The 26,347-nt window shown below is 64.7% G+C and carries 33 protein-coding genes; all 33 read right to left on the reverse strand.

Annotation, left to right across the window (positions count from 1 at the left end):
• Positions 1–4 precede the first annotated feature (4 nt).
• The 33 genes from L2A60_RS01820 to rplJ all read right to left on the reverse strand — a co-directional run bounded on the left by L2A60_RS01820 (position 5) and on the right by rplJ (position 26,091).
• Positions 5–1,024: a DNA-directed RNA polymerase subunit alpha gene (locus L2A60_RS01820; protein ID WP_235702762.1), complete on the reverse strand. Its 1,020-nt coding sequence runs from the start codon at positions 1,022–1,024 to the stop codon at positions 5–7.
• A 123-nt stretch (positions 1,025–1,147) separates the two neighbouring features.
• On the reverse strand, positions 1,148–1,540 hold the full coding sequence (rpsK, locus tag L2A60_RS01825) for a 30S ribosomal protein S11 (RefSeq protein WP_235702659.1): 393 nt from the start codon (positions 1,538–1,540) through the stop codon (positions 1,148–1,150).
• 101 nt (positions 1,541–1,641) lie between these two features.
• The gene (gene rpsM, locus L2A60_RS01830) at positions 1,642–2,019 is read right to left on the reverse strand and encodes a 30S ribosomal protein S13 (protein ID WP_235702763.1); all 378 of its coding nucleotides are present in this window, start codon (positions 2,017–2,019) and stop codon (positions 1,642–1,644) included.
• Positions 2,020–2,244: 225 nt separating this feature from the next.
• On the reverse strand, positions 2,245–2,928 hold the full coding sequence (locus tag L2A60_RS01835) for an adenylate kinase (protein ID WP_235702660.1): 684 nt from the start codon (positions 2,926–2,928) through the stop codon (positions 2,245–2,247).
• Positions 2,925–4,274: a preprotein translocase subunit SecY gene (gene secY / locus L2A60_RS01840; RefSeq protein WP_235702661.1), complete on the reverse strand. Its 1,350-nt coding sequence runs from the start codon at positions 4,272–4,274 to the stop codon at positions 2,925–2,927. The genes L2A60_RS01835 and secY overlap by 4 nt, the downstream gene beginning before the upstream one ends.
• Positions 4,275–4,409: 135 nt before the next feature.
• Positions 4,410–4,895 (reverse strand): 50S ribosomal protein L15, encoded by a 486-nt coding sequence (rplO, locus tag L2A60_RS01845; protein WP_235702662.1) that lies wholly within the window; start codon positions 4,893–4,895, stop codon positions 4,410–4,412.
• Positions 4,896–5,102: a 50S ribosomal protein L30 gene (gene rpmD / locus L2A60_RS01850; RefSeq protein ID WP_235702663.1), complete on the reverse strand. Its 207-nt coding sequence runs from the start codon at positions 5,100–5,102 to the stop codon at positions 4,896–4,898. It abuts the gene before it with no gap.
• Positions 5,095–5,667, reverse strand: a complete 573-nt coding sequence (gene rpsE, locus L2A60_RS01855; RefSeq protein WP_235702664.1) for a 30S ribosomal protein S5 — start codon at positions 5,665–5,667, stop codon at positions 5,095–5,097. Before rpsE ends, rpmD begins: the two co-directional genes overlap by 8 nt.
• A gap of 10 nt (positions 5,668–5,677) precedes the next feature.
• Positions 5,678–6,040 carry a 50S ribosomal protein L18 gene (gene rplR, locus L2A60_RS01860; protein ID WP_235702665.1) on the reverse strand — a complete coding sequence of 121 codons (363 nt, stop codon included), beginning with the start codon at positions 6,038–6,040 and terminating at the stop codon, positions 5,678–5,680.
• The gene (gene rplF / locus L2A60_RS01865) at positions 6,040–6,573 is read right to left on the reverse strand and encodes a 50S ribosomal protein L6 (RefSeq protein WP_235702666.1); all 534 of its coding nucleotides are present in this window, start codon (positions 6,571–6,573) and stop codon (positions 6,040–6,042) included. Before rplF ends, rplR begins: the two co-directional genes overlap by 1 nt.
• Positions 6,574–6,585: 12 nt before the next feature.
• Positions 6,586–6,984 (reverse strand): 30S ribosomal protein S8, encoded by a 399-nt coding sequence (rpsH, locus tag L2A60_RS01870; protein ID WP_235702667.1) that lies wholly within the window; start codon positions 6,982–6,984, stop codon positions 6,586–6,588.
• A 12-nt stretch (positions 6,985–6,996) separates the two neighbouring features.
• Positions 6,997–7,302 carry a 30S ribosomal protein S14 gene (rpsN, locus tag L2A60_RS01875; protein WP_235702668.1) on the reverse strand — a complete coding sequence of 102 codons (306 nt, stop codon included), beginning with the start codon at positions 7,300–7,302 and terminating at the stop codon, positions 6,997–6,999.
• Between the two features lie 77 nt (positions 7,303–7,379).
• The gene (rplE, locus tag L2A60_RS01880; protein ID WP_235702669.1) at positions 7,380–7,937 is read right to left on the reverse strand and encodes a 50S ribosomal protein L5; all 558 of its coding nucleotides are present in this window, start codon (positions 7,935–7,937) and stop codon (positions 7,380–7,382) included.
• Between the two features lie 10 nt (positions 7,938–7,947).
• Entirely contained in the window at positions 7,948–8,268 is a 321-nt protein-coding gene (rplX, locus tag L2A60_RS01885) for a 50S ribosomal protein L24 (protein WP_235702670.1), read from the reverse strand.
• A gap of 2 nt (positions 8,269–8,270) precedes the next feature.
• Positions 8,271–8,639 carry a 50S ribosomal protein L14 gene (gene rplN, locus L2A60_RS01890; RefSeq protein ID WP_235702671.1) on the reverse strand — a complete coding sequence of 123 codons (369 nt, stop codon included), beginning with the start codon at positions 8,637–8,639 and terminating at the stop codon, positions 8,271–8,273.
• A 1-nt stretch (position 8,640) separates the two neighbouring features.
• Positions 8,641–8,919 (reverse strand): 30S ribosomal protein S17, encoded by a 279-nt coding sequence (gene rpsQ / locus L2A60_RS01895; RefSeq protein WP_235702672.1) that lies wholly within the window; start codon positions 8,917–8,919, stop codon positions 8,641–8,643.
• A gap of 13 nt (positions 8,920–8,932) precedes the next feature.
• Positions 8,933–9,139 (reverse strand): 50S ribosomal protein L29, encoded by a 207-nt coding sequence (gene rpmC, locus L2A60_RS01900; protein ID WP_235702673.1) that lies wholly within the window; start codon positions 9,137–9,139, stop codon positions 8,933–8,935.
• Position 9,140: 1 nt separating this feature from the next.
• Positions 9,141–9,557 carry a 50S ribosomal protein L16 gene (rplP, locus tag L2A60_RS01905; RefSeq protein WP_235702674.1) on the reverse strand — a complete coding sequence of 139 codons (417 nt, stop codon included), beginning with the start codon at positions 9,555–9,557 and terminating at the stop codon, positions 9,141–9,143.
• A 17-nt stretch (positions 9,558–9,574) separates the two neighbouring features.
• Positions 9,575–10,252 carry a 30S ribosomal protein S3 gene (gene rpsC, locus L2A60_RS01910; RefSeq protein ID WP_235702675.1) on the reverse strand — a complete coding sequence of 226 codons (678 nt, stop codon included), beginning with the start codon at positions 10,250–10,252 and terminating at the stop codon, positions 9,575–9,577.
• Positions 10,252–10,725 carry a 50S ribosomal protein L22 gene (gene rplV, locus L2A60_RS01915; RefSeq protein WP_235702676.1) on the reverse strand — a complete coding sequence of 158 codons (474 nt, stop codon included), beginning with the start codon at positions 10,723–10,725 and terminating at the stop codon, positions 10,252–10,254. Before rplV ends, rpsC begins: the two co-directional genes overlap by 1 nt.
• A gap of 1 nt (position 10,726) precedes the next feature.
• The gene (gene rpsS, locus L2A60_RS01920) at positions 10,727–11,005 is read right to left on the reverse strand and encodes a 30S ribosomal protein S19 (RefSeq protein ID WP_235702677.1); all 279 of its coding nucleotides are present in this window, start codon (positions 11,003–11,005) and stop codon (positions 10,727–10,729) included.
• A gap of 3 nt (positions 11,006–11,008) precedes the next feature.
• Entirely contained in the window at positions 11,009–11,842 is an 834-nt protein-coding gene (gene rplB, locus L2A60_RS01925; protein WP_235702678.1) for a 50S ribosomal protein L2, read from the reverse strand.
• Between the two features lie 14 nt (positions 11,843–11,856).
• Positions 11,857–12,153: a 50S ribosomal protein L23 gene (locus L2A60_RS01930; protein WP_235702764.1), complete on the reverse strand. Its 297-nt coding sequence runs from the start codon at positions 12,151–12,153 to the stop codon at positions 11,857–11,859.
• 41 nt (positions 12,154–12,194) lie between these two features.
• On the reverse strand, positions 12,195–12,854 hold the full coding sequence (gene rplD, locus L2A60_RS01935; RefSeq protein ID WP_235702679.1) for a 50S ribosomal protein L4: 660 nt from the start codon (positions 12,852–12,854) through the stop codon (positions 12,195–12,197).
• Between the two features lie 10 nt (positions 12,855–12,864).
• Positions 12,865–13,539, reverse strand: a complete 675-nt coding sequence (gene rplC / locus L2A60_RS01940; RefSeq protein ID WP_235702680.1) for a 50S ribosomal protein L3 — start codon at positions 13,537–13,539, stop codon at positions 12,865–12,867.
• 15 nt (positions 13,540–13,554) lie between these two features.
• Entirely contained in the window at positions 13,555–13,863 is a 309-nt protein-coding gene (gene rpsJ / locus L2A60_RS01945) for a 30S ribosomal protein S10 (protein ID WP_235702681.1), read from the reverse strand.
• Between the two features lie 72 nt (positions 13,864–13,935).
• Positions 13,936–15,123 (reverse strand): elongation factor Tu, encoded by a 1,188-nt coding sequence (gene tuf / locus L2A60_RS01950; RefSeq protein ID WP_235702682.1) that lies wholly within the window; start codon positions 15,121–15,123, stop codon positions 13,936–13,938.
• 65 nt (positions 15,124–15,188) lie between these two features.
• On the reverse strand, positions 15,189–15,665 hold the full coding sequence (gene rpsG / locus L2A60_RS01955) for a 30S ribosomal protein S7 (RefSeq protein ID WP_235702683.1): 477 nt from the start codon (positions 15,663–15,665) through the stop codon (positions 15,189–15,191).
• An 11-nt stretch (positions 15,666–15,676) separates the two neighbouring features.
• Positions 15,677–16,048: a 30S ribosomal protein S12 gene (rpsL, locus tag L2A60_RS01960; RefSeq protein WP_235702684.1), complete on the reverse strand. Its 372-nt coding sequence runs from the start codon at positions 16,046–16,048 to the stop codon at positions 15,677–15,679.
• Between the two features lie 412 nt (positions 16,049–16,460).
• A complete protein-coding gene (rpoC, locus tag L2A60_RS01965) occupies positions 16,461–20,627 on the reverse strand; it encodes a DNA-directed RNA polymerase subunit beta' (RefSeq protein WP_235702685.1) in 4,167 nt (1,388 codons plus the stop codon).
• A gap of 82 nt (positions 20,628–20,709) precedes the next feature.
• Positions 20,710–24,891, reverse strand: a complete 4,182-nt coding sequence (rpoB, locus tag L2A60_RS01970) for a DNA-directed RNA polymerase subunit beta (protein WP_407932502.1) — start codon at positions 24,889–24,891, stop codon at positions 20,710–20,712.
• Between the two features lie 227 nt (positions 24,892–25,118).
• Positions 25,119–25,496, reverse strand: a complete 378-nt coding sequence (gene rplL, locus L2A60_RS01975; protein ID WP_235702687.1) for a 50S ribosomal protein L7/L12 — start codon at positions 25,494–25,496, stop codon at positions 25,119–25,121.
• Positions 25,497–25,572: 76 nt separating this feature from the next.
• Positions 25,573–26,091 carry a 50S ribosomal protein L10 gene (rplJ, locus tag L2A60_RS01980; protein WP_235702688.1) on the reverse strand — a complete coding sequence of 173 codons (519 nt, stop codon included), beginning with the start codon at positions 26,089–26,091 and terminating at the stop codon, positions 25,573–25,575.
• Positions 26,092–26,347 lie beyond the last annotated feature (256 nt).

Raw genomic sequence — 26,347 nt, forward strand, 5'->3', positions numbered from 1 at the left:
GCGATCAGAACGGCTGGTCGGACCGCTTGATCAGATCCTCGATATTCTCGGGCGGCCAGTCAGGCACCGACATCCCGAGGCTGAGCCCCATGGCGGTGAGCACTTCCTTGATCTCGTTCAGCGATTTGCGGCCGAAATTCGGCGTGCGCAGCATCTCCTGCTCGGATTTCTGCACCAGATCGCCGATATAGACGATATTGTCGTTCTTCAGGCAATTGGCCGACCGGACCGACAATTCGAGTTCGTCGACCTTGCGCAGCAGATTCGGATTGAACGGCAGTTCCGGGCGCGGCTCTTCCGAGCGCAGTCGCTGCGGCTCCTCGAAATTGATGAACATGCCAAGTTGGTCCTGCAGGATGCGGGCGGCCAGCGCCACCGCATCCTCGGGCGTAACCGCCCCGTTGGTCTCCACCTGAAGGATCAGCCGGTCATAGTCGGTCACCTGACCCACGCGGGTCGGCTCGATCCGGTAGGAAACCCGCCGCACCGGGGAATAGATCGCATCGACCGGGATCAGCCCGATCGGCGCATCTTCCGGGCGGTTCGCCGACGCCGCCACGTAACCGCGCCCGACATCGACGGTGAATTCCATGCCCAGGGTCGCACCGTCGTCCAGCGTGCACAGCACCAGATCGGGGTTCATGATCTCGATATCATGGCCAACCTGGATCTGCCCCGCGGTGACTTCGCCCGGCCCCTTCGCCGTCAGCGTCATCCGTTTCGGCCCGTCGCCGTGCATCCGCACCGCGATCTGCTTGATGTTCAGGACGATGTCCGTCACGTCCTCGCGCACGCCGGCGATCGAGGAGAATTCGTGCAGAACCCCGTCGATCCTCACCGACGTCACCGCGGCGCCATGCAACGAGGAGAGCAGAATCCGGCGCAGCGCGTTGCCGAGCGTCACGCCGAAGCCGCGCTCCAGCGGCTCGGCGATGATCGTGGCGGCACGCATGTCGTCGGCGCCCGGCTCGATATCCAGCTTTTCCGGCTTGCGCAGCAACTGCCAGTTCCGCTGCATCGCCAAATGCGTATCTTTCAACATCAACCCCTCCGGTCGGACGACAGCATCGCCCCTACCTTCCGAAAACCCGTAACCTCATCCACCTGGCCGCGACAACCGAGCGCGATCAGGTCGATCGGTCCTGAATCAAACGCGGCGCCGTTTGCGTGGGCGGCATCCGTTATGCGGAATCGGCGTCAGATCGCGGATCGCGGTGATCGAGAACCCGATCGTCTGCAACGCCCGCAACGCGCTCTCGCGGCCCGAACCGGGACCGCTGACCTCGATTTCCAAGGTCTCCATGCCATGCTCGCGCGCCTTTCGCCCGGCATCCTCGGCGGCGACCTGCGCCGCATAGGGCGTCGATTTCCGGCTGCCCTTGAAGCCCTGGCTGCCAGCCGACGACCACGAGATCGCGTTGCCCTGCGCGTCGGTGATCGTCACCATCGTGTTGTTGAAGCTCGCGAGCACATGCGCGACGCCCGAGCTGATGTTCTTGCGTTCCTTGCGGCGGGGGCGCGTGGCGGCTGGTTTGGCCATGAAATATCCTGTCTTTCTCGCGATCCGGCCGGCACTGCGAAGCCGGGCCGGATCAATCCGTCATCCGTGTTGCGCCCATGCGTCGAGCACGGGCCGAAGGGCTACTTCGTGACCTTCTTCTTGCCGGCGATCGCCACCGCCTTGCCCTTGCGGGTGCGGGCGTTGGTGTGGGTGCGCTGGCCGCGCACCGGCAGCCCCTTGCGGTGACGCAGGCCGCGATAGCAGCCGAGATCGACCAGCCGCTTGATGTTCATCGCGACTTCGCGGCGCAGATCGCCCTCGACCCGGTAATCCCGGTCGATCAGTTCGCGGATTTTCAGGATCTCGTCGTCGGAGAGCTGATTGACGCGCTTGTCGTCGGCAATGCCGAGCGTGGCGCAGATACTCTGCGCCTTGGTGGGCCCGATACCATAGATATAGCGCAGGCTGATCAGCACGCGCTTGTTCGAAGGGATGTTTACGCCGGCAATACGCGCCACGCTTGCTGCTCCTCGGTCTCCGGCGGCAATGCCGCTCGGACTTTTGCGTCGATGAACGGCTTGGGTTTCACGCGGCGTAGCCGCCAAACCTCGGCCTGAATAAAGCGCGGCGCCCCGCAAGGGAGCGCCGCTGATGGCGTTCATTATCGCCGGGGGACGGTTGAGTCAATCGACGGACATCAATTTTTCGTGAAACCGCCGGTCCCGCCCGCACGACCGCCGGTTTCAGCCGGCGGTGGCGGCTTCGGGCTCGGCGACCCCGGCCTGGCGCAGCGCCGCCTCGATCGCCTCGGTCACCTCGTCGAGTTCCGCCATGCCGTCGACCGCATAAAGCCGTCCTTTCGCCTTGTAATACGGCAGGATCGGCGCCGTCTGCTCGTTATAGGCGGCGAAGCGCCGCTTCACCGTGGCTTCGTTGTCGTCCGCCCGATGCACGAACTCATGGCCGCCGCATTTGTCGCAAACTCCCGGCTTCGCCGGCGGGTGGAACCTCCGGTGATAGCCGGCGCCGCAATGCGCGCAGGAAAACCGCCCGGCGATCCGCTCGACCAGCATGTCCTCGTCGACCTTCAGCAGGATGACCGCGTCGAGACCGAGTTGCTTCTCCGCCAGCATCGCATCCAGCGCCTCCGCCTGCGGCACCGTGCGCGGAAATCCGTCGAGAATGAAGCCATGCCGGCAATCGGGTCGGGCCAGCCGGTTGCGCAGCATTTCGATAATCAGGTCGTCGGAGACGAGCTGTCCCGCCTCCATCACCGCCTTCGCTTCGCGCCCCAGCGGCGTGCCCGCCTTCACCTCGGCGCGCAGCATGTCGCCGGTGGCGATCTGCGCCGCGCGATACCGATCCTGCAGGATCTTCGCCTGCGTGCCCTTGCCGGCACCCGGTGGTCCCAACAGAATGATCTTCATCGCGTTCGCGCTCTCCCACGGCCCTTTCGGATCAGGCCTTCATATTGATGTGCCAGAAGATGAGACTGGATTTGCGCGACCGTGTCCATCGTCACCGACACCACGATCAGCAGCGAGGTGCCGCCGAAATAATAGCCGGCGGCAAGATCGAACTGGCCGATCAGGAATTGCGGGATCAGACACACGATCACCAGATACACCGCGCCGATCGTGGTCAGCCGGGTCAGCACCGTGTCAAAATATTTCGCGGTGTTCGCTCCGGGCCGGATACCGGGCACAAACCCCCCGTATTTCTTGAGATTGTCCGCGGTTTCCTCGGGATTGAACACAACGGCGGTATAGAAATACGAGAAGAAAACGATCAGGGCGGCATAAAGAAGCATGTAGCCCGGCTGGCCGTTGGACAGTTCGCGCGCGAGAAACTGCAGCCAGCCCGGTCCGGTGCCGTGGCTGAAGCCGATGATCGTCGCCGGAATCAGCAGCAGCGAGCTTGCGAAAATCGGCGGGATCACCCCCGAGGTATTCACCTTCATCGGCAGATGCGATGCATCGCCGCCGAACATCCGGTTGCCGACCTGGCGCTTCGGATACTGGATCAGCACCCGGCGCTGCGCGCGCTCCATGAACACCACGAAGGCGACGACCACCAGGGCCAGCACGAAAAACCCGATCACGAAGCCGGTGGACAATCCGCCGGTCGCGCCAAGCTGCAGCACGCTCGCGATCGCCCCCGGAAACGCCGCGACGATGCCCGAGAAAATGATCAGGCTCGACCCGTTGCCGATCCCGCGCGAGGTGATCTGTTCGCCGAGCCACATCAGGAACACCGTGCCTCCGGTCAGCGTGATCACCGTGGTGATCAGGAAGAACGCGCCGGGGTCGAGCACGGCGGGGCCGACCGAACTCCTGATATGTTCCAGTCCGATCGCGATGCCGTAGGACTGCATCAGCGCGATCAGCACGGTCAGATAGCGGGTATACTGGTTGAGCTTCTGCTGGCCGGACTGGCCTTCCTTTTTCAGCGTCTCCAGCGAGGGCACCGCCGCCTGCATCAACTGCATGATGATCGACGCCGAGATATAGGGCATGATGTTCAGCGCGAACACGGTCATCCGCCCCAGCGCGCCGCCGGTGAACATGTTGAACATGCCGAGCACGCCGCCGCCGTTCTGCGCGAGCATATGCTCCATCACCACCGCATCGACGCCGGGGATCGGGATGTAGGTGCCAAGCCGGAACACGATCAGCGCCCCGAGGGTGAACCAGATCCGTTTTTTCAGATCGGTCGCCTTGGACAGCGTCTCCAGGTTCAGGCTCGATGCAAGCTGCTCAGCGGCGGACGCCATGGATATCCCTCATCAGACGGGTCGCGAACCGACCCCGAAAAAGCGAACGGCGCCCGGCCTGTGAAAACTCACGACCAGATGGCGCCGTTCGTCATATGCATTCTGCCGCAACCATGCGTGCGACGGCAAGAGCGGTTAAGCGGCGTCCTGTCCGGCCTTGGCAACCAGTGTCTTCACCGAACCGCCCGCCTGCTCGATCGCCGCGATCGCCGAGGCCGACGCGCCGGACACCTCGATCTCGACCTTCGCGCCGATCTCACCCCGGCCGAGCAGGCGAACGCCCGAAACTTTCGGGCCGCCGAACACGCCGGCCTCGCGCAGGATCGCTTCGGTGATCGGTTTGCCGGCATCGAGCTTGCCGGCATCGATCAGGGCCGCCAGCGTGCCGATATTGAGCGGCGCGTATTCGCGGCGGTTGATGTTGGTGAAGCCGCGCTTCGGCAGCCGGCGATAGATCGGGAGCTGACCACCCTCGAAGCCGTTCAGCGCCACGCCCTCGCGCGCCTTCTGGCCCTTGACGCCTTTGCCCGATGTCTTGCCCTTGCCCGAGCCGATGCCGCGCCCGAGCCGCTTGGACTTCGGCCGCGCACCCGCATTGTCGCGCAATTCATTGAGTTTCATTTACGCCAGCTCCTCGACCTTCAGGAGATGCGCGACCTTCTTGATCCGGCCGAGCGTCTCCGGCGTCGCCGCCATTTCGCGGCTTGCATGCATGTGGCGCAGTCCGAGCCCGACCAGGGTTTCCTTCTGGCCCGGCTTGCGGCCGATCGCCGATCCGGTCTGGGTGATCTTGACCCGCCTGACCGCGTCCTTCGTTGTTTCAGGCATCGACGGTCGCCTCCTTCTCGCGCTTGCCGAACAGATCGGCGACCTTCTTGCCGCGCCTTGTCGCCACGCTGCGCGGGCTCGCGCAATTGGTCAGCGCGGCAACCGTCGCCTTGACCATGTTGTGCGGGTTGCGGCTGCCGAGCGATTTCGCCACCACGTCGCCGATCCCGAGCGTCTCGAACACCGCGCGCATCGGTCCGCCGGCGATGATCCCGGTGCCGGCCGGCGCCGAGCGCAGCACGACATGCCCCGCGCCGTAGCGTCCCTCGACGTCGTGATGCAGCGTGCGGCCTTCCTTCATCGGCACCCGGACCATGCCGCGCTTGGCACGTTCCGTCGCCTTGCGGATCGCCTCGGGTACTTCCTTGGCCTTGCCGGCGCCGAAGCCGACCCGGCCCTTCTGGTCGCCCACCACGACGAGGGCCGCGAAGGCGAAGCGCCGACCGCCTTTGACCACTTTGGCGACGCGATTGATGGTAACCAGCTTGTCGATCAGCTCGTCGCCATCACGATCCCGTTCGCGCTCGCGCTCGCGGCCCCGGCCTTCTCTCGATTCCCGTGCCATGCAATGCTCCTCAGAAGTCCAAACCGCTCTCGCGAGCGGCTTCGGCCAGGGCTTTCACCCGGCCATGATACATATAAGCGCCGCGATCGAACACGACCTGGGTGATCCCGGCCGCCTTTGCGCGCTCCGCGACGAGCTTGCCGACCGCCGCGGCCGCCACCCGGTCCGCGCCGGTGCGCAACTCCACGCGCAGCCCGGCATCGAGCGAGGATGCCGCGGCGAGCGTGCGCCCGGCCGCATCGTCGATGATCTGGGCATAGATGTGCTTGCCCGAACGAAACACCGAAAGCCGGGGCCTGCCGCCGGATTTCTGGCGCAACTGATAGCGCAGCCGTTGCCGGCGCCGCGCCTCTTTGTCCTGAACAGCGCTCATTACTTCTTCTTGCCTTCCTTACGCCGGATCGCCTCGCCCTCGAACTTCACGCCCTTGCCCTTATAGGGTTCGGGCGGCCGGAACGCGCGGATCTCGGCCGCGACCTGACCGACGAGACGCTTGTCGATGCCCTCGACCTTGATCGTGGTCGGCTTCTCGCAGGTGATCTTGATGCCCTTCGGCACCGGATACACCACATCGTGCGAGAACCCCAGATTCATCACCAGGTTGCCGCCCTGCACCGAGGCGCGGAAACCCGTGCCGGTGATTTCCATGGTCTTGGCGTAGCCCTGCGACACGCCGTGAACCATGTTGGCGACGATGGCGCGGGTAGTGCCCCACATCATGCGGGACGCCGCCTCTTTCGATTTCGGCGTGACCGAGAGCTTGCCGTCCTCGACCTTCGTCTCGACCTTGTCGGACACCGGAACCGCCAGCTCGCCGAGCCTGCCTTTCGCGGTCAGAATGCCGTCGACGATCGTGATCGCCACACCCTGCGGGAGCATAACCGGATATTTACCAACGCGTGACATGATGCTGCCTCCTCAGAAGACGCGGCAGAGCACTTCGCCGCCGACATTGGCAGCGCGCGCTTCGACATCGCTCATCACGCCGCGCGGCGTGGACAGGATCGAAATCCCGAGTCCGGCATAAACGCGCGGCAACTCGCGGATCTTGGAATAGACCCGGCGGCCAGGTCGCGAAATCCGGGTGATTTCCTTGATCACCGGCTCACCCTCGCTGTATTTCAGCTCGATGCGCAACTGCGCGACACCGGGGCGCAATTCCTCCTTCGAGAAACCGCGGATGAACCCTTCGCGCTTCAGCACGTCGAGCACGTTGGCGCGCAAATGCGACGCCGGAGCGACGCACACCGTCTGGCGGGCGCGCTGGGCATTGCGGATACGGGTGAGCATGTCACCCAACGGATCGGACATCGACATGGCTTTGCCCCCTTACCAGCTCGCCTTGACCATGCCGGGGATCTGCCCGGCACTGGCCAAGTCGCGCAACGCAATGCGGCACAGCTTGAACTTGCGGTAATTGCCGCGCGAACGGCCGGTCAGCTCGCAGCGCAGCCGCACCCGCACTTTCGCGCCGTTGCGCGGCAGCCGAGCGAGTTTCAGCGTCGCGTCGAACCGATCCTCGACCGGCAGGCTGCGATCCATCACGATCGCCTTCAGCGCCGCGCGCTTGCCCTGATCGCGCGCCGCCAGCTTCGCCCGCCGATTATTCCGATTGACCTGAGAGGTCTTTGCCATCGTCTGTTACCCTCCGGAACCTGCCGGCATGACCCGGCGGTTTTCCATGAAACTGATTACGCGTTCGCCCACGCCGTTCAATTCGCGAACGGCAGGTTGAACCCCTTGAGTAGCGCCTTCGCCTCGGCGTCGCTCTTCGCGGTGGTCACGAACACGATGTCCATGCCGCGCACCGTATCGACCTTGTCGTAGGCGATCTCTGGGAACACGATCTGCTCCTTGAGGCCCATCGCGAAATTGCCGCGCCCGTCGAATCCCTTGCCGGTAATTCCACGGAAATCCCGCACGCGCGGCAGCGCTATGGTGACCAGCCGATCGAGAAACTCGTACATCCGGGCCTGGCGCAGCGTCACCTTGCAGCCGATCGGCAGGCCTTTCCGAATTTTGAAGCCGGCGATCGCCTTCTTGGCGATGGTCTTCACCGGCTTCTGCCCGGAAATCAGCGCGAGTTCGGCAACCGCCGAGTCGAGTTTCTTCTGATCGGCGGCGGCTTCGCCGACGCCCATGTTGATCACGATCTTTTCCAGCTTCGGCACCTGCATCACGTTGCCGTAACCGAATTCCTTCTGCAACGCCGCACGCACCACCTCGTTATAGTGCTGGTGCATCCGGGTCTTGGCACTCGCCTCGCTCATCGTTTCATCCTCAACCGTCGATCACGGAGTTGCTTTTCCGCGCAACCCGGACCTTGCGACCATCATCGAGCACGCGGAAACCGACGCGGGTCGGCTTCTTCGTCTCGGGGTCGATCAACGCGATATTCGAAAGATGCACCGGCATCTCCTTCTGGACGATGCCGCCCGGCTCGCCCATGCCGCGCGGCTTGGTGTGCCGCTTCGCGATCGCGACACCCTGCACCACGGCGCGGTTCTCCGCCGGCAGCACCCGCAGCACCTCGCCCTGGCGCCCCTTATTCGCGCCCGCGATCACGACGACCGTGTCGCCCTTACGGATTCGTGCGGCCATGGTCAGAGCACCTCCGGCGCCAGGCTGATGATCTTCATGAACTTGCGCGCGCGCAATTCGCGCGTCACCGGCCCGAAGATGCGGGTGCCGATCGGCTCCATCTGCTTGTTGATCAGCACCGCCGCGTTGCGGTCGAAGCGGATCACGCTGCCGTCGTTGCGCCGCACCGGATAGGCGGTGCGCACGATGACGGCCTGATGCACGTCGCCCTTCTTCACTTTGCCGCGCGGAATCGCATCCTTCACGGACACCACGATCACATCGCCGACCGATGCCGTGCGACGCTTCGATCCGCCCAGCACCTTGATGCACTGGACGCGGCGCGCCCCGGAATTGTCGGCGACATCGAGATTGGATTCGACGATGATCATGTCAGGCCCCCTGCGGCGCTTCGGCCGGCGCTGCGGCCAGCGTCTCGCCGTTCCGCGCCGTCACCAGCCAGGTCTTGCGCTTGCTGATCGGCGGGCATTCCTCGATGCGCACGAGGTCGCCGATCGCGCACAGATTGGCTTCGTCATGCGCCGCGTATTTCTTCGAGCGGCGGATGAATTTCTTGTAGAGCGGATGCATGACGCGACGCTCGACAAGAACCGTCACGGTCTTGTCCATCTTGTCACTCACGACCCGCCCGGTCAGGACGCGCTTCGGCATCGTATCGAACCCCTCAAGCCTTCTGGGCGGCGCGCGCGCGCGCCGCCATGATCGTCTTCACCCGCGCGACATCGCGCCGGATTTTCCGCACCTGGCTGGTATTCTCCTGCTGGCCGGTGGCCCGCTGGAACCGCAGGTTGAGCTGCTCGCGCTTCAGGTCGAGCAGCATCGCATCGAGTTCGTCCGGCGTCTTGACCCGGATATCGGTCGCCTTGGTCATCTCACGCCTCCCCGATCCGGGTGATGATCTTGGTCTTGATCGGCAGCTTCGCGGCACCCAGCGTCAGCGCCTCGCGCGCGATTCCCTCGGGAACGCCGTCGATCTCGAACATGATCCGGCCCGGATGCACCCGCGCCACCCAGAATTCCGGGCTGCCCTTGCCCGAGCCCATGCGCACCTCGGCCGGCTTGGTCGAAACCGGCACATCCGGGAAGATCCTGATCCACACCCGGCCCGCGCGCTTCATCTGGCGGGTGATCGCGCGGCGCGCCGCCTCGATCTGGCGCGCGGTAATCCGCTCCGGCTCCATCGCCTTCAGGCCGAAGGCGCCGAAATTGAGTTGCGTGTTCCCCTTGGCCAGGCCGTGGATACGGCCCTTATGCGCCTTGCGGAACTTGGTTCGCTTCGGTTGCAGCATTGTTCCCTAACTCCCGCTCAGCGCTGCGGCGCCTGTTCGGCGGCCCGCTTGTCCTGCGCCAGCGGATCATGCGCCATGATCTCGCCCTTGAAGATCCACACCTTGACGCCGCAAGTGCCATAGGTGGTCTTCGCCGTCGCCGTGCCGAAATCGATATCCGCGCGCAGCGTGTGCAGCGGCACCCGCCCTTCGCGATACCATTCCATCCGCGCGATCTCGGCGCCGCCAAGCCGTCCGCCGCAATTGATTCTGATCCCCTGCGCGCCGAGCCGCATCGCCGACTGAACGGCGCGCTTCATCGCGCGGCGGAACGCGACGCGGCGCTCCAGTTGCTGGGCGATGTTCTGCGCCACCAGAACCGCGTCGATCTCGGGCTTGCGGATCTCGACGATATTCAGCGACACATCGGCTTTCGCCATCGCCGACAATTCTTTTTTCAGAACGTCGATGTCCTGGCCCTTCTTGCCGATCACCACGCCCGGCCGCGCGGCATAGATCGTCACCCGCGGCTTCTTCGCCGGGCGCTCGATCAGCACCTTCGAGATGCCCGCGCCGTGCAAACGTTTGGTCAGATGGTCGCGCAGCTCGAGATCGTCGTGCAGCAACTTCGCGTAATCCGCGCCGGCGAACCAGCGGCTGTCCCAGGTGCGGTTGATGCCGAGCCTGAGCCCGATCGGATTGACTTTATGACCCATTACGCCTGCGCCCCTTCATTCGTCTCCGCACCCGGCTTGGTCCGCCCGGCCGCAGATCCCTTTATCCGCGCGCTCTCCGCACGCCGCTCCGCCTTCGTCACGATGTCGCGCTCGGCGACGACGATGCGCAGATGGCTGAACCATTTCTCCACCCGCGCCGCCTTGCCGCGGCCGCGCGCCTGGAACCGGCGCATGACGATGCCGCGCCCGACCTCCGCCGTGGTGACGACCAGCCGGTCGACATCGAGCTGATGATTGTTCTCCGCGTTGGCCACCGCGCTCTGCAGCAGCTTCTTCACGTCCTGGGCGATGCGCCGCTTGCTGAAGGTCAGCGCCGCGATCGCGCGTCCGGCCGGCAGGTTGCGGATCGATGCCGCGACCACGTTCAGCTTGCGCGGGCTGACGCGAATATTGCGCAGCACCGCCTCGGCCTCGGTCTCGGCGAGCATGCGCGGATGATTGGGCTTGCTCATGTCAGCCTCGCTTCGCCTTCTTGTCGGCCGAGTGGCCGGTGAACGTGCGGGTCGGCGAGAATTCGCCGAACTTGTGGCCCACCATGTTCTCGTTGACCTGAACCGGCAGAAACTTCCGGCCGTTATAGACGCCGAAGGTCAGGCCGACGAATTGCGGCAGGATCGTCGAGCGGCGCGACCAGATCTTGATGATCTCGTTGCGGCCCGAAGCGCGTGACGCTTCCGCCTTGTTGAGCATATACCCGTCCACGAACGGGCCTTTCCAAACCGAGCGTGCCATCGATCAGCCCTTTCCGCTCTTGCGGCGCCGGATGATCAGACCATCCGTCCGTTTGTTCGAGCGCGTCTTGTATCCCTTGGTCGGCTTGCCCCACGGCGTCACCGGATGACGGCCGCCCGAGGTCCGGCCCTCGCCGCCGCCCAGCGGATGATCGACCGGGTTCATCGACACGCCGCGGTTATGCGGCCGGCGGCCGAGCCAGCGATTGCGCCCGGCCTTGCCGAGCTGCTGGTTCGAATGATCCGGGTTCGACACCGCCCCGATCGAGGCCATGCATTCGCCGCGCACCAGGCGCAGCTCGCCGGACATCAGCTTGACCTGGGCATAGCCCTGATCCTTGCCGACCAGCTGGGCGAAGGTTCCGGCGGAACGCGCCATCTTGCCGCCCGCGCCCGGCTTCATCTCGATATTGTGGATGATCGTGCCGACCGGGATTGCCGACAACGGCATCGCATTGCCCGGCTTGATATCCACCCGCGCGCCCGACACCACCTGGTCGCCCACCTTCAGGCGCTGCGGTGCCAGGATATAGGCCAGCTCGCCGTCGGCATATTTGATCAGGGCCAGAAACGCCGAACGATTCGGATCGTATTCCAGCCGCTCGATTGTCGCCGCCACGTCGAACTTGCGGCGCTTGAAATCGACCAGGCGATAGGTGCGCTTATGTCCGCCGCCCCGGAAATAGCTGGTCGTGCGGCCATGATTGTTGCGCCCGCCGGTGGAGTGCTTGCCCTCGGTCAAACCCTTGACCGGCTTGCCCTTCCACAGCTCGCTGCGATCGACCAGAACGGTGCCGCGCAGGCTCGCCGTCACCGGCTTGAAATGCTTGAGTGCCATGGTTCAGCCCCGCCTCACGCCAGCCGCGTGGTGAAATCGATCGACTGGCCCTCGGCCAGCGTCACGAACGCCTTCTTCACATCCGAGCGCTTGCCCGGACGCCCCTTGAAGCGCTTCGCCTTGCCCTTCTGGATCAGGGTGTTCACGCCGGTCACCTTGACGCCGAACAGCCCTTCCACCGCCGCCTTGATCCCCGGCTTGGTCGCGTCGATCGCGACCTTGAAACCGACCTGATTGCGCTCGGACAAAGCCGTCGCCTTCTCGGTGATCAGCGGCCCGCGAATGATGTCGAACATCGCCTCGCGCGACAGCGCCGGCTTTTTCGCCGATGCGGTCTTTTTTGCGGTCTCGCTCATGCCGCGATCTCCTCATGCCCGGCATCGCCGTTCAGGCGGCGCTTCAGCCCTTCGAGCCCGGCCGTGGTGATCGCCAGAATATCGTGGCGCAGAATGTCGTAGACATTCGCCCCCACCACCGGCAGCACGTCGATGCCGACCAGATTGCGGCTGGCCCTGGCGAATCCGTCATCGACCACCGCATCGACGATCAGCGCGCGGCCCCAGCCCAGCTTCTTGATCTTGCCGTTCAGCTCACCGGTCTTGGTGACGCCGGCGACCGTGTCGAGCACCACCAGCTTGCCCTCCGCCGCCTTCTGCGACAGCGCCGAAATCAGGCCCAGCCGGCGCACCTTCTTGTTCAGCGAATAGCCATGGTCGCGCACCACCGGCCCGTGAACCACGCCGCCGGTGCGAAACTGCGGCGCGCGCAGCGAACCCTGACGGGCATTGCCGGTGCCCTTCTGGCGATACGGTTTCTTCGTGGTGCCCTGAACCTCGCCCATGCCCTTGGTCTTGTGGGTGCCGGCGCGGCGTTTCGCGAGCTGCCAATGCACCACCCGCGCCATGATGTCGGCACGCGGCTTCGCGCCGAAAAACGCGTCCGGCAGGTCGGCCTTGCCCAGCTTGCCTTTATCGTCGGTCCCGGCATCGAGCGTGGTGATATCGATTTCCATGACGCTCTCCTCAATCCTTCAGCGCGGCGGGATAGGCCGCATCGGCCGGACGCGGCTTCTTGATCGCGTCGCGCACCAGCACATAGCCGTCCTTCGCGCCCGGCACCGCGCCCTTGATCATGATCAGGCCGCGCGCCGCGTCGACCGCCGCGATTTCGAGATTGAGCGTGGTGATGCGTTCCTGCCCGAGATGCCCGGCCATCTTCTTGTTCTTGAAGGTCTTGCCGGGGTCCTGGCGGTTACCCGTCGATCCCAGGCTACGATGGCTGATCGACACGCCGTGCGACGCTTCGAGGCCGGCGAAATTCCAGCGCTTCATGCCGCCGGCGAATCCCTTGCCCTTGCTGATGCCGGCAACATCGACCTTCTGGCCGACGCTGAAATGCGCGGGCGAAACCACCTGGCCCGCTTCCAGCACCGCATCCTCGGCGACGCGGAATTCGACCAGCTTCATCGCCGGCTCGACCTTCGCCTTCGCGTAATGGCCTTTCATCGGCTTCGACACGTTCTTGGTCTTGGCATGGCCGAACCCTAGCTGAACCGCCGCATAGCCATCGGATTCGACGCGCTTCGCGGCAACCACCCGCACCTCATCCATGTGCAGCACGGTCACCGGCACATGCGTGCCGTCTTCCCTGAACAACCGGGTCATCCCCAGCTTTTTCGCGATCACTCCGGTGCGCATCACACTCTTCCAGACTTAAATCTTGATCTCGACATCGACGCCGGCGGCAAGGTCGAGCTTCATCAGCGCATCGACCGTCTGCGGTGTCGGCTCGACGATGTCGAGCAGTCGGCGATGGGTCCGAATTTCGAACTGCTCGCGGCTCTTCTTGTCGACATGCGGCGAACGGTTCACGGTGAACCGCTCGATATGCGTCGGCAGCGGAATCGGCCCCCGCACCTGAGCGCCCGTGCGCTTCGCCGTGTTCACGATTTCCTTGGTGCTGTTGTCGAGCACCCGGTGATCGTACGCCTTCAGGCGAATGCGGATATTCTGATTGTCCATCGTCAAAACCTTGTTCGCTCCGTTCCTGGAATTTCCTCAAGGAATTCCAGGACAAAGCATTGGTCAGTCAGCTTACTTGGTCACTTTCGCGACGACGCCCGAACCCACGGTCCGGCCGCCCTCGCGGATCGCGAAGCGCAGGCCCTCGTCCATGGCGATCGGCGCGATCAGCTCGACGCTGACCGTCACGTTGTCGCCCGGCATCACCATCTCGACACCCTCCGGCAGCGTGACCACGCCGGTCACGTCGGTGGTGCGGAAATAGAACTGCGGACGGTAATTGGTGAAGAACGGCGTGTGACGGCCACCCTCCTCCTTGGTCAGGATATAGACCGAGCCGCCGAAATTGGTGTGCGGCGTGATCGAACCGGGTGCGGCGAGCACCTGGCCGCGCTCGACATCCTCGCGTTTTGTTCCACGGAGCAAAGCGCCGATGTTGTCGCCCGCTTCGCCCTGATCGAGCAGCTTGCGGAACATCTCGACGCCGGTCACGATGGTCTTCACCGTCGGCTTCAGACCGACGATCTCGACTTCGTCGCCCACCTTGACGATGCCGCGCTCGACACGGCCGGTCACCACGGTGCCGCGGCCCGAAATCGAGAACACGTCCTCGACCGGCATCAGGAACGGCTTGTCCTTCGGACGCTCCGGCTGCGGGATATAGGCATCCACCGCCGCCATCAGCTCGATGACCGACTGCTCGCCGATCTCCGGCTGCTTGTCTTCCAGCGCGCACAGCGCCGAGCCCTTGATGATCGGGATGTCGTCGCCCGGAAACTCGTATTTGTTGAGCAGGTCGCGCACTTCCATCTCGACCAGCTCGACCAGATCGGGGTCGGCCATGTCCATCTTGTTCAGATAGACGACCAGCGCCGGCACGCCGACCTGACGGGCGAGCAGGATGTGCTCGCGGGTCTGCGGCATCGGGCCGTCGGCGGCGGACACCACCAGGATCGCGCCGTCCATCTGCGCGGCGCCGGTGATCATGTTCTTCACGTAGTCGGCGTGGCCGGGGCAATCGACATGCGCGTAGTGACGGTTGGCCGTCTCGTATTCCACGTGCGCGGTCGCGATCGTGATGCCGCGCGCGCGCTCCTCGGGAGCGGCGTCGATGCTGTCATAGGCGCGGAACGTCGCCCCGCCCGACTTCGCCAGCACCTTGGTGATCGCCGCGGTGAGCGACGTCTTGCCATGATCGACGTGGCCGATCGTGCCGATGTTGCAGTGCGGCTTGGTCCGCTCGAATTTAGCCTTGGCCATGTTCGGTCTCTCCGTAACGTGTCCTGCCCCGCGCCGTCATCCGCGTCGGGTCAGAGGGGTCAACTTTACCAGCGATAGTGGCTGAACGCCTTGTTGGCTTCGGCCATGCGGTGGGTGTCTTCGCGCTTCTTCACCGCCGCGCCGCGATTGTTCACCGCGTCGAGCAGTTCGTTCGACAGCCGGTCCTCCATCGTGTGCTCGCCGCGCTTGCGCGCCGATTCGATGATCCAGCGGATCGCCAGGGCCTGGCGCCGCTCGGTGCGCACCTCGACCGGCACCTGATAGGTGGCGCCGCCGACCCGGCGGGACCGCACCTCGATCGCCGGCTTCACATTGTCCAGCGCCTCGTGGAACAGCCGGACCGGATCGGCATTCTGGCCGCCCCGGCGCTTCAGGCTGTCCAGCGCGCCGTAGACGATCGATTCGGCGGTCGATTTCTTGCCGTCATACATCAGCACGTTCATGAACCGGCTGATCACGACATCGCCGAATTTCGGGTCCGGCAAAACTTCGCGCTTGACCGCGCGGTGACGTCTGCTCACGAAATCTCTCCTTACTTCGGCCGCTTCGCGCCATACAGCGACCGGCGCTGACGGCGCTTGGCGATGCCCTGGGTATCGAGCACGCCGCGCAGAATGTGATAGCGCACGCCCGGCAAGTCCTTCACGCGCCCGCCGCGGATCAGCACGACCGAGTGCTCCTGCAGATTATGCCCCTCGCCGGGGATGTAGCTCACCACCTCGTATCCGTTGGTCAGGCGCACCTTGGCCACCTTGCGCAGCGCCGAGTTCGGCTTCTTCGGCGTGGTGGTATAGACGCGCGTGCAGACGCCGCGCTTCTGCGGACACCCCTCAAGCGCGGGCACCTTGTTGCGCTTGGCCCGGACTTCGCGTCCCTTGGCGATCAACTGATTGATAGTCGGCATGCTCGATCCTGATCCTTCTTGCCGGTTCCGTCCTGCCGCGCGCTCATAAAAACACCGCAGGGCGGAGTGGTGCTCCGCCTGCGGCAAACCCAGACCCGCGACCTGAGCCGACCCGAAGCCGGGCGACGGCGCCGCAAGCGTGAGACTGAATGAACGGCGCGGCCGGGCGTTACCCAGGCCTCGCTGAGGCCGCCACCCTTAAGAGCAGCCCTGCCCCAAGTCAAGCGCCGCACGCCCCGGATCGGGCCCCGGCGCCAAAGAAAAACGCCGGCGACACAAGGCCGCCGGCGTTCAATATATGCCCTCAAACGCCGGGCGGACGCGCGCCCGCATTCGCGGTCGGCAGCGGAACGAGCCAAAAGGCTACGTTCCGCTGTCAAGAGCCAAACGTGACGCAGCTATGCGAGACGCACTACTCGGCGACGACCTCGCGGCGCGATGGCAGCGCGGGACGGGACTCGGCCAGCGTATGCTTGTCGCGCCCGGCGGCGATCGCCCGCAGCCGGCTCATCACGCTGCCGGTGCCGGCCGGAATCAGCCTGCCCACGATCACGTTCTCCTTCAGCCCGAGCAGATTGTCGGTTTTGCCGGCAGTCGCCGCCTCGGTCAGCACCCTGGTAGTCTCCTGGAACGAAGCCGCCGAGATGAAGCTCTGCGTCTGCAGGCTCGCCTTGGTGATGCCCTGCAGCACCGGCAGCCCCTGGGCCGGCCGCTCGTCCGCCGCGAGGCGCCGGTCGTTCTCGTCGTCGAACTCGATCCGGTCGACCAGTTCGCCCACCAGATAGGTGGTATCGCCCGGTTCGGTGATCTCGATCTTCTGGAGCATCTGCCGGACCACGACCTCGATATGCTTGTCGTTGATCTTCACGCCCTGGAGCCGGTAGACGTCCTGGATCTCGTTGACCAGGTATTCCGACAGCGCCTCGACCCCGAGGACGCGCAGAATGTCGTGCGGCACCCGCGGGCCGTCGACCAGCGGGTCGCCCCGATGGACGTAGTCGCCCTCCTGCACCGAAACGTGCTTGCCCTTCGGCACCAGATACTCGGTTTCCTCGCCGGTCTCGTCGTTTTTCACGATCACCCGGCGCTTGGCCTTGTAATCCTTGCCGAATTCCACGCGGCCATCGGTTTCCGCGATGATCGCGTGATCCTTCGGCCGGCGCGCCTCGAACAATTCGGCGACCCGCGGCAGACCGCCGGTGATGTCGCGCGTCTTGCTGCCTTCGCGCGGCATCCGCGCCAGCACGTCGCCGGCATGCACCGTCGTGCCGTTCTCGACCGACAGGATCGAGTCCGGCGGCAGGAAGGATCGCGCCTCCGCTCCAGTCGCGAGCCGGACGATCTCGCCCTTGGCGTCCTTGAGCAGCAGGCGCGGCCGCAAATCCGCCCCTTTGGCCGACTGCTTGTAATCGACCACGACTTTCGAGGTCAGGCCGGTCACCTCGTCGATCCGTTCGATCAGGGTCACGCCTTCGAGCAGATCGGCGTACTCCACCACGCCCGCGCGCTCGGTGATGATCGGCAGGGTATAGGGGTCCCATTCGGCGAGTTTCTGGCCGCGCGTCACCGCCTCGCCTTCATCGGCGATCAGCCGCGCGCCGTAAGGCACCCGGAACCGCGCGCGTTCGCGCCCGGACGCATCGACGATCGCGAGTTCACAATTGCGGCTCATCACGATCGGCGATCCGGCGCTGTTGGCCACCACGTTGCGGTTCTTGATCGTCACCGTGCCGTCATGGCTGGCTTCCACGTTCGACTGCTCGGCGCCGCGCTGCGCCGCGCCGCCGATATGGAAGGTGCGCATGGTGAGCTGGGTGCCCGGCTCGCCGATCGACTGCGCCGCGATCACGCCGACCGCCTCGCCGGAATTGACCGGCGTGCCGCGCGCCAGATCGCGCCCATAGCACATGGCGCAGACGCCGACCTTCGATTCGCAGGTCAGCACCGAACGGATTTTCACCCCTTCGACACCCGCCTGTTCGATCCGGTCGGCCTCGATCTCCTCGATCAGCGTATTCGCCGGCACCAGAACCGATTGATCCACCGGATCGAGAATGTCCTCGGCCGTGGTGCGGCCGAGGACGCGTTCGGACAGGCTGGAAATCACCTCGCCGCCATCCATCACCGCGCGCACGGTCAGGCCGCGCTCGGTGCCGCAATCATGGGTCACCACGATGCAGTCCTGCGCGACATCGACCAGGCGCCTGGTGAGATAGCCCGAATTCGCCGTCTTCAGCGCGGTATCCGCGAGGCCCTTGCGGGCGCCGTGGGTCGAGTTGAAATATTCGGCGACGGTCAGCCCCTCCTTGAAGTTCGACAGGATCGGCTGCTCGATGATCTCGCCGGACGGCTTGGCCATCAGCCCGCGCATCCCGGCCAGCTGGCGCATCTGCGCCGGCGACCCGCGCGCGCCGGAATGGCTCATCATCCACACCGAGTTGGTCGGCTTGCCCGGCTCCTGCCTGGAAATCTCGCGCATCATCGCCGCGGCCACCGCGTCGTTGCAGCGCGACCACGCATCGACCACCTTGTTGTAGCGCTCGCCCGCGGTGATCAGACCGTCGTGATACTGCGCCTCGAACTCCTTGACCTCGGCCTGGGTCTGCTCCAGCAGCGCGTGCTTCTCCTCGGGGATGACCATGTCGTCCTTGCCGAACGAAATGCCCGCCTTCGCCGCCTGGGTGAACCCGAGCGCCATCAGCCGGTCGCAGAAGATCACCGCCTCTTTCTGGCCGCAATGGCGATACACCGCGTCGATCACGTCGGAGACCGACTTCTTGGTGAGCTGCTTGTTGACCAGCGCGAACGGCACATCCTTGTGCCTGGGCAGCAACTGGCCGATCAGCATCCGCCCCGGCGTGGTCGCGACGACCTCGCGGACCGACGTGCCGTCGGCGAGCGTCCGCGTCACACGGGCGCGGATCTTGTCGTGCAGCTTCACCCGGCCGACCGCGAGCGCATGCTCGATCTCGCCCGGCGTGCCGAACGCCGGCGCGTCCTTGTCCTCGACGCCGGTGAATTGCGGGCTCTCCAGCGACAGATAATACAGCCCGAGCACGATATCCTGGCTCGGCACGATGATCGGCTTGCCGTTCGCCGGATTGAGGATGTTGTTGGTGCTCATCATCAGCACGCGCGCCTCGAGCTGCGCCTCGATCGACAGCGGCACGTGAACCGCCATCTGGTCGCCGTCGAAATCGGCGTTGAAGGCGGTGCAGACCAGCGGATGCAACTGGATCGCCTTGCCCTCGATCAGGATCGGCTCGAACGCCTGAATCCCGAGCCGGTGCAGGGTCGGCGCGCGGTTCAGCATCACCGGATGCTCGCGGATCACCTCTTCGAGGATGTCCCACACTTCCGGCCGCTCCTTCTCGACCATCCGCTTCGCCGCCTTGATCGTGGTGGCGAGGCCGTATTTTTCGAGCTTGGCGTAGATGAACGGCTTGAACAATTCGAGCGCCATCTTCTTCGGCAGGCCGCACTGGTGCAGCTTCAGCTCCGGCCCGACCACGATGACCGAACGGCCCGAATAATCGACGCGCTTGCCCAGCAGGTTCTGGCGGAACCGCCCCTGCTTGCCCTTCAGCATGTCCGACAGCGATTTCAGCGGCCGCTTGTTGGTGCCGGTGATCGCCCGGCCGCGCCTTCCGTTATCGAACAGCGCATCGACCGATTCCTGCAGCATGCGCTTCTCGTTGCGCACGATGATGTCCGGCGCGCGCAATTCGATCAGCCGCTTCAGGCGGTTGTTGCGGTTGATGACGCGACGATAGAGATCGTTCAGATCCGAGGTGGCGAACCGGCCGCCGTCGAGCGGCACCAGGGGCCGCAACTCGGGCGGGATCACCGGAACCACGTCCAGGATCATCCATTCCGGCCGCGTGCCGGACTCGATGAAGCTCTCGACCAGCTTGAGCCGTTTCACCAGTTTCTTGCGCTTGGCCTCGGAGGTGGCCTCCTTCAGATCCGCGCGCATGGTGACGCGCTCGGTCTCCAGATCGACCTGCATCAGAATCGACTTGATCGCTTCCGCGCCGATCCCCGCCTTGAACCCGTCATCGCCGAACTCGTCCTGCTTGGCGTACAGGTCGTCCTCGGACAGCAACTGATAGCGCTTCAGGTCCGAGGTGTACGGGTCGAGCACGATGTAGCTCTCGAAATACAGAACCTTTTCGAGATCCTTCAGCGTCATCTCCACCATGGTCGCGATCCGGCTCGGCAGCGACTTCAGGAACCAGATATGCGCGACCGGCGAGGCGAGCTCGATATGCCCCATGCGCTCGCGGCGCACTTTCGCCAGGGTGACCTCGACGCCGCATTTCTCGCAGATGATGCCGCGGAACTTCATCCGCTTGTATTTGCCGCACAGGCACTCGTAGTCCTTGATCGGCCCGAAGATGCGCGCGCAGAACAGCCCGTCACGCTCCGGCTTGAAGGTGCGATAGTTGATGGTCTCTGGCTTCTTGATCTCGCCGTAGGACCACGAGCGGATCTGCTCGGGCGAGGCGATCTGGATTCTGATCTGGTCGAACGTCGCCGCCTGACCGGTCTGGCCGAGAATCTTCATCAAATCATTCATCGATAGTCCCTTTCATCAGCCCGCGACGTCATCGCCGCCGCGCGCCATGATCAAACCCCGCGCTGAGTTCAGTTCCTGGCCGTCATGCGGCCGACTGGTCGAGATCGACATTCAGTCCGAGCGATTTCAGTTCCTTGGTCAGCACGTTGAAGCTTTCGGGAACGCCGGCCTCGAAATTATCCTGCTCGCGCACGATCGCCTCATAGACCTTGGTGCGGCCGGACACGTCGTCGGACTTCACCGTCAGCATTTCCTGCAAGGTGTAGGCCGCGCCATAGGCTTCCAGCGCCCAGACCTCCATTTCGCCGAAGCGCTGGCCGCCGAACTGCGCCTTGCCGCCCAGCGGCTGCTGGGTCACCAGGCTGTACGGTCCGATCGAGCGGGCATGGATCTTGTCGTCGACCATGTGTCCGAGCTTGAGCATGTACATGTAGCCGATCGTCACCTTCCGCTCGAACTGATCGCCGGTGCGCCCGTCGAACACGGTCATCTGGCCGGACACGTCGAGCCCCGCCTTCGCCAGCATCGCCTCGATATCCGGGATGCGCGCGCCGTCGAACACCGGGGTCGCGATCGGCACGCCCTTGCGGATATTGCCGCACAATTCGGCAAGTTCCGCATCGTCCATGCCGGCGATCTGCGCGCGATAGATCTCCTCGCCGTAGACATCCTTGAGCATCGCGTGCAGCCGCTCGCGCTCGGCGCCGCTGCGCCGGTATTCGTCGACCATCTCGCCGATCTGCCGGCCGAGATTGGCGCAGGCCCAGCCCAGATGCGTCTCCAGGATCTGCCCGACATTCATCCGCGACGGCACGCCGAGCGGATTGAGCACGATATCGACCGCGGTGCCGTCCTCCAGGAACGGCATGTCCTCGATCGGCACCACTTTCGACACCACGCCCTTGTTGCCGTGCCGTCCAGCCATCTTGTCGCCCGGCTGCAGCTTGCGCTTCACCGCGATGAAGACCTTGACCATCTTCATCACGCCCGGCGGCATTTCGTCGCCGCGCTGCAGCTTCTCGACCTTGCTCTCGAACCGCGCCTGCAGGCGATGCACCGCCGCGTCGAACTCGCGCTTCAGCGTCTCGATCTCGGCCATCACCGCGTCGTCCTGCACGGTCAGGTTCCGCCACGCGCCGCGCGGGATCTCGGCGAGCAGTTCCGCGTTGATCTCGCTGCCCGACTTCACCCCCTTGAAGCCGGAACCCGCCATCTGGCCGAGCAGCTTCTCGCGCAGCCGGTTGAGGAAGGCGCGCTCCTGGATCGCCCGCTCGTCGTCGCGGTCCTTGGCGAGCCGTTCGATCTCGGCCCGCTCGATCGCCAGCGCGCGCTCGTCCTTATCGACGCCGCGCCGGTTGAACACCCGCACATCGACCACCGTACCCGACACGCCGGGCGGCAGCTTCAGCGAGGTGTCGCGCACATCGGAGGCTTTTTCGCCGAAAATCGCGCGCAGCAGCTTTTCTTCCGGCGTCATCGGGCTCTCGCCCTTCGGCGTCACCTTGCCTACCAGAATGTCGCCGGGGTTCACCTCGGCGCCGACATAGACGATGCCCGCCTCGTCGAGGTTGCGCAAGGCCTCCTCACCCACGTTCGGAATGTCGCGGGTGATTTCCTCCTGGCCGAGCTTGGTGTCGCGCGCCATCACCTCGAATTCGTCGATATGGATCGAGGTGAACATGTCGTCGCGCGCCACCCGCTCGGAAATCAGGATGGAATCCTCGAAGTTGTAGCCGTTCCACGGCATGAACGCGCAGAGCACGTTGCGCCCGAGCGCGAGTTCGCCAAGCTCGGTCGAGGGGCCGTCGGCGATGATGTCGCCGTCGCCCACCCGGTCGCCCACCCGCACCAGCGGCCGCTGATTGATGCAGGTCGACTGGTTGGAGCGCATGAACTTGCGCAGCCGGTAGATATCCACGCCCTTGGTCGTGCCGTCCTCGTTGGTCGCCCGAACCACGATGCGCGCGCCGTCGATCTGATCGACCACGCCGGCCCGGCGCGCCACGATGGTCGCCCCGCTATCCTGCGCCACCGCCGCTTCCATGCCGGTGCCGACCAGCGGCGCGTCCGACTTGATCAGCGGCACCGCCTGGCGCTGCATGTTGGAGCCCATCAGCGCGCGGTTGGCGTCGTCATTCTCCAGGAACGGAATCAAGGCGGCAGCGACCGACACCAGCTGCTTCGGCGACACATCGATCGCCGTCACCTCGTCCGGGCGGACCAGCCGGAAATCGCCGTTGCGGCGCACCGAAACCAGATCCTCGGTCAGCGTGCCGTCGGCAAGCTTCGGCGCATCGGCCTGCGCGACGGTGAGCTTCTCCTCCTCCATCGCCGACAGATATTTGTATTCGTTCTGGACCTTGCCGTCCTTCACCATCCGGTACGGCGTCTCGATGAAGCCGTATTTGTTCACCTTGGCATAGGTCGCGAGCGAGTTGATCAGCCCGATATTCGGCCCTTCCGGCGTCTCGATCGGGCAGATCCGGCCGTAATGGGTCGGGTGCACGTCGCGCACCTCGAAGCCGGCGCGCTCGCGGGTCAGCCCGCCCGGCCCGAGCGCCGACAGGCGGCGCTTATGCGTCACTTCCGACAGCGGGTTGGTCTGATCCATGAACTGGGACAATTGCGAGCTGCCGAAGAACTCGCGCACCGCCGCCGCCGCCGGCTTCGCGTTGATCAGGTCGTGCGGCATCACCCCGTCGATATCGACCGAGCCCATGCGCTCGCGGATCGCCCGCTCCATGCGCAGCAGGCCGATGCGATACTGGTTCTCCATCAGCTCGCCGACCGAGCGCACCCGCCGGTTGCCGAGATTGTCGATATCGTCGATCTGGCCGCGCCCGTCCTTCAGCTCGCACATGATCTGGACCGTGCGCAGGATGTCCTCCTTGCGCAGCACCCGCATCGTGTCGTCGCACTCGATGCCGAGGCGCATATTCATCTTCACCCGGCCGACCGCCGAAAGATCGTAGCGCTCGGAATCGAAGAACAACCCGCGGAACAAGGCTTCCGCCGTCTCGCTGGTCGGCGGTTCGCCGGGGCGGATGACGCGGTAGATGTCGATCAGCGCATCCTCGCGATTGGAATTCTTGTCCACCGCCAGGGTGTTGCGAATCCACGGTCCCTTCGATTGGTCGATCGCGAGCGTCGGAATCGTCTCGAGCCCGGCTTCCTCGAAGGCGGTCAGCTTCGCTTCGCTGATCTCCTCGCCGGCATCGGCGAAAATCTCGCCGCTATTCGGGTCGAACAGATCCTCGGCGACAAAGCGCCCCACCAGATCGGCGCGGCTGACCAGCACATGCTTGGTCGTCTCGGCAATCTTGCGGGCGGCGCGCGCGGTCAGCTTGTCCTCGGCCTTCGCGACGACGGCGCCGGTCTCGGCGTCGATCAGATCCTCGACCAGCTTGGCGCCCCGGAACGTCTCCGGCTCGAACGGCCGCGCCCAGGCGGTCGCCCCCTCGGCGTCCTTGGTGCGGGTGAACGCGACATGGCCGTAGAAGGTGTTGAGAATTTCCTCAGGGTCCATGCCCTTGATTTCGGCAATCTCCAGCGTCTCGCCCTTGGCCGCGCGCGCCGCGCGCAACGCCTCGGTCGCCCTGCTCTCCAGGGCGTAGAGCAGCGTGGTGACCGGCAGCTTGCGCTTGCGGTCGATGCGCACATAGACGAGATCCTTGGCGTCGAATTCGAAATCGAGCCACGAGCCGCGATACGGAATCACCCTCGCTGCGAACAGATACTTGCCCGAGGCGTGGGTCTTGCCCTTGTCGTGGTCGAAGAACACGCCGGGGCTGCGATGCATCTGGCTGACGATGACCCGCTCGGTGCCGTTCACCACGAAGGTGCCGTTATCGGTCATCAGCGGCATGTCGCCCATGTAGACGGGCTGTTCCTTGATGTCGCGGATCGAGCGCGCGCCGGTATCCTCGTCGAGATCCCACACGATCAGGCGCAGCACCACCTTCAGCGGCGCCGCATAGGTCATGCCGCGCTGGATGCACTCCTCGACATCGTATTTCGGCTCTTCCAGCTCGTAATAGACGAATTCGAGCCGGCCACGGCCGGCGAAATCGTCGATCGGGAAAACCGATTTGAACACTTCCTGCAGCCCGGAATTGGTACGCGAATCCGGCGAGACATGCATCTGCAGAAACGCGTCATAGCTCGCCCGCTGCACGTCGATCAGGTTGGGCATCGGCGTATTTTCGGGAATTTTGCCGAAACTTTTGCGAATGCGCTTGCGATTCGTAAAGGAAATCCTGTTCATGCCACCAGAAATCGCATTCATGCTCAGACCCCGACCTTCAACTCTGTAAGCGAACGCCGCCACCGGGCGGCATCAAGACCGCGGCGCGCCGGAAACGGCCCGCCTCGGCATCGCCGGTGCCGCCCATGCTCGGGCGCCACGGCAAACAGGCGGGGGGCCGCAAGGCTCCCCGCCATATTCAGGCTCGTAACGTCCCGCTCCCGAAGGGAACGCGACGCGCGGACGAATTACTGGATTTCGACAGATGCGCCCTGCTCTTCCAAAACCTTCTTGATCTTTTCCGCCTCGTCCTTGTTCACGGCTTCCTTCACCGTCTTCGGCGCGCCCTCGACCAGGTCCTTGGCTTCCTTCAGCCCAAGCCCGGTGATCGTGCGGATTTCCTTGATCACATTGATCTTCTTGTCGCCGCCGGCCTTCAGCACGACGGTAAACTCGGTCTGTTCCTCAACCGGCGCGGCAGCCGCACCGGCGGCCGGTGCCGCGGCGACGGCAACCGGAGCCGCAGCGGACACGCCCCACTTTTCCTCAAGCAGCTTGGAAAGTTCCGCCGCTTCGAGGACCGTGAGGCCGGAGAGTTCGTCAACCAGCTTCGCTAGATCAGCCATGTTCGTGTATCCTTATATTAGCGTTCATTTGGTTCCATGCAAGCCGGCTCCGGCCCGCATCGTGATTTCGAGGCCGTCAGGCCGCCTCACCCGTCTTGGCAAAGGCCGCGAAGACCCGCGCGAGCTGTCCGGCCGGCGCCTGCACGACACAAGCGATCCGCGTGGCGGGGGCCTGAATCAGCCCCACCAGTCTGGCGCGCAGCGCGTCGAGCGACGGCAGTTCGGCCAGGGCCTTGACGCCGGATGCATCGAGCATCTGCGTTCCCAAGGCGCCGCCGACCAGCACGAACTTCTCGTTGGTCTTGGCGAACTCGACGGCGGTTTTCGCCACGGCCACCGGGTCGCGCGACCACGCAAGCGCGGTCGGTCCCTTCAGCAGCGGCGCGATTCCGTCGAATCGGGTCCCTTCCAAAGCGAGGTGAGCCAGACGGTTCTTCGCCACCTTGTATTGTGCGCCCGCCGCCCGCATGCGCCGGCGCAACTCCGTGACATCGGCAACCGTCAACCCGTCATTGCGGGTGATGACAATCATCGATGTCTCGGCGAACACCGCGGCAAGCTGGTCGACGAATTCACGCTTCTGTGCGCGATCCACGTCGGTCTCCACTCGTCAGGCAGCGCGCGTTTGGACCGCGCCCCGCCGGGTTGCCCATGGCGGCCAGGACCATCCCGGCCGCCGGTTCGCCTGTCCTCAAAGTCGGAACCATCGAAGCGCTATCTGCTCCGACACCCCGTCTCCGGCTCGTGGGTCGCCCCATTAAAATCCGGTCGCCCGGATTGCGCGCCGTCTTGGACAGGTCGGGACGGCGCCGGTCATGCAACCGGCGCATCCCGTCATGGCCGAAACCGTT

The organism is Acidiphilium iwatense, assembly GCF_021556475.1.
GTDB lineage: Bacteria > Pseudomonadota > Alphaproteobacteria > Acetobacterales > Acetobacteraceae > Acidiphilium > Acidiphilium iwatense.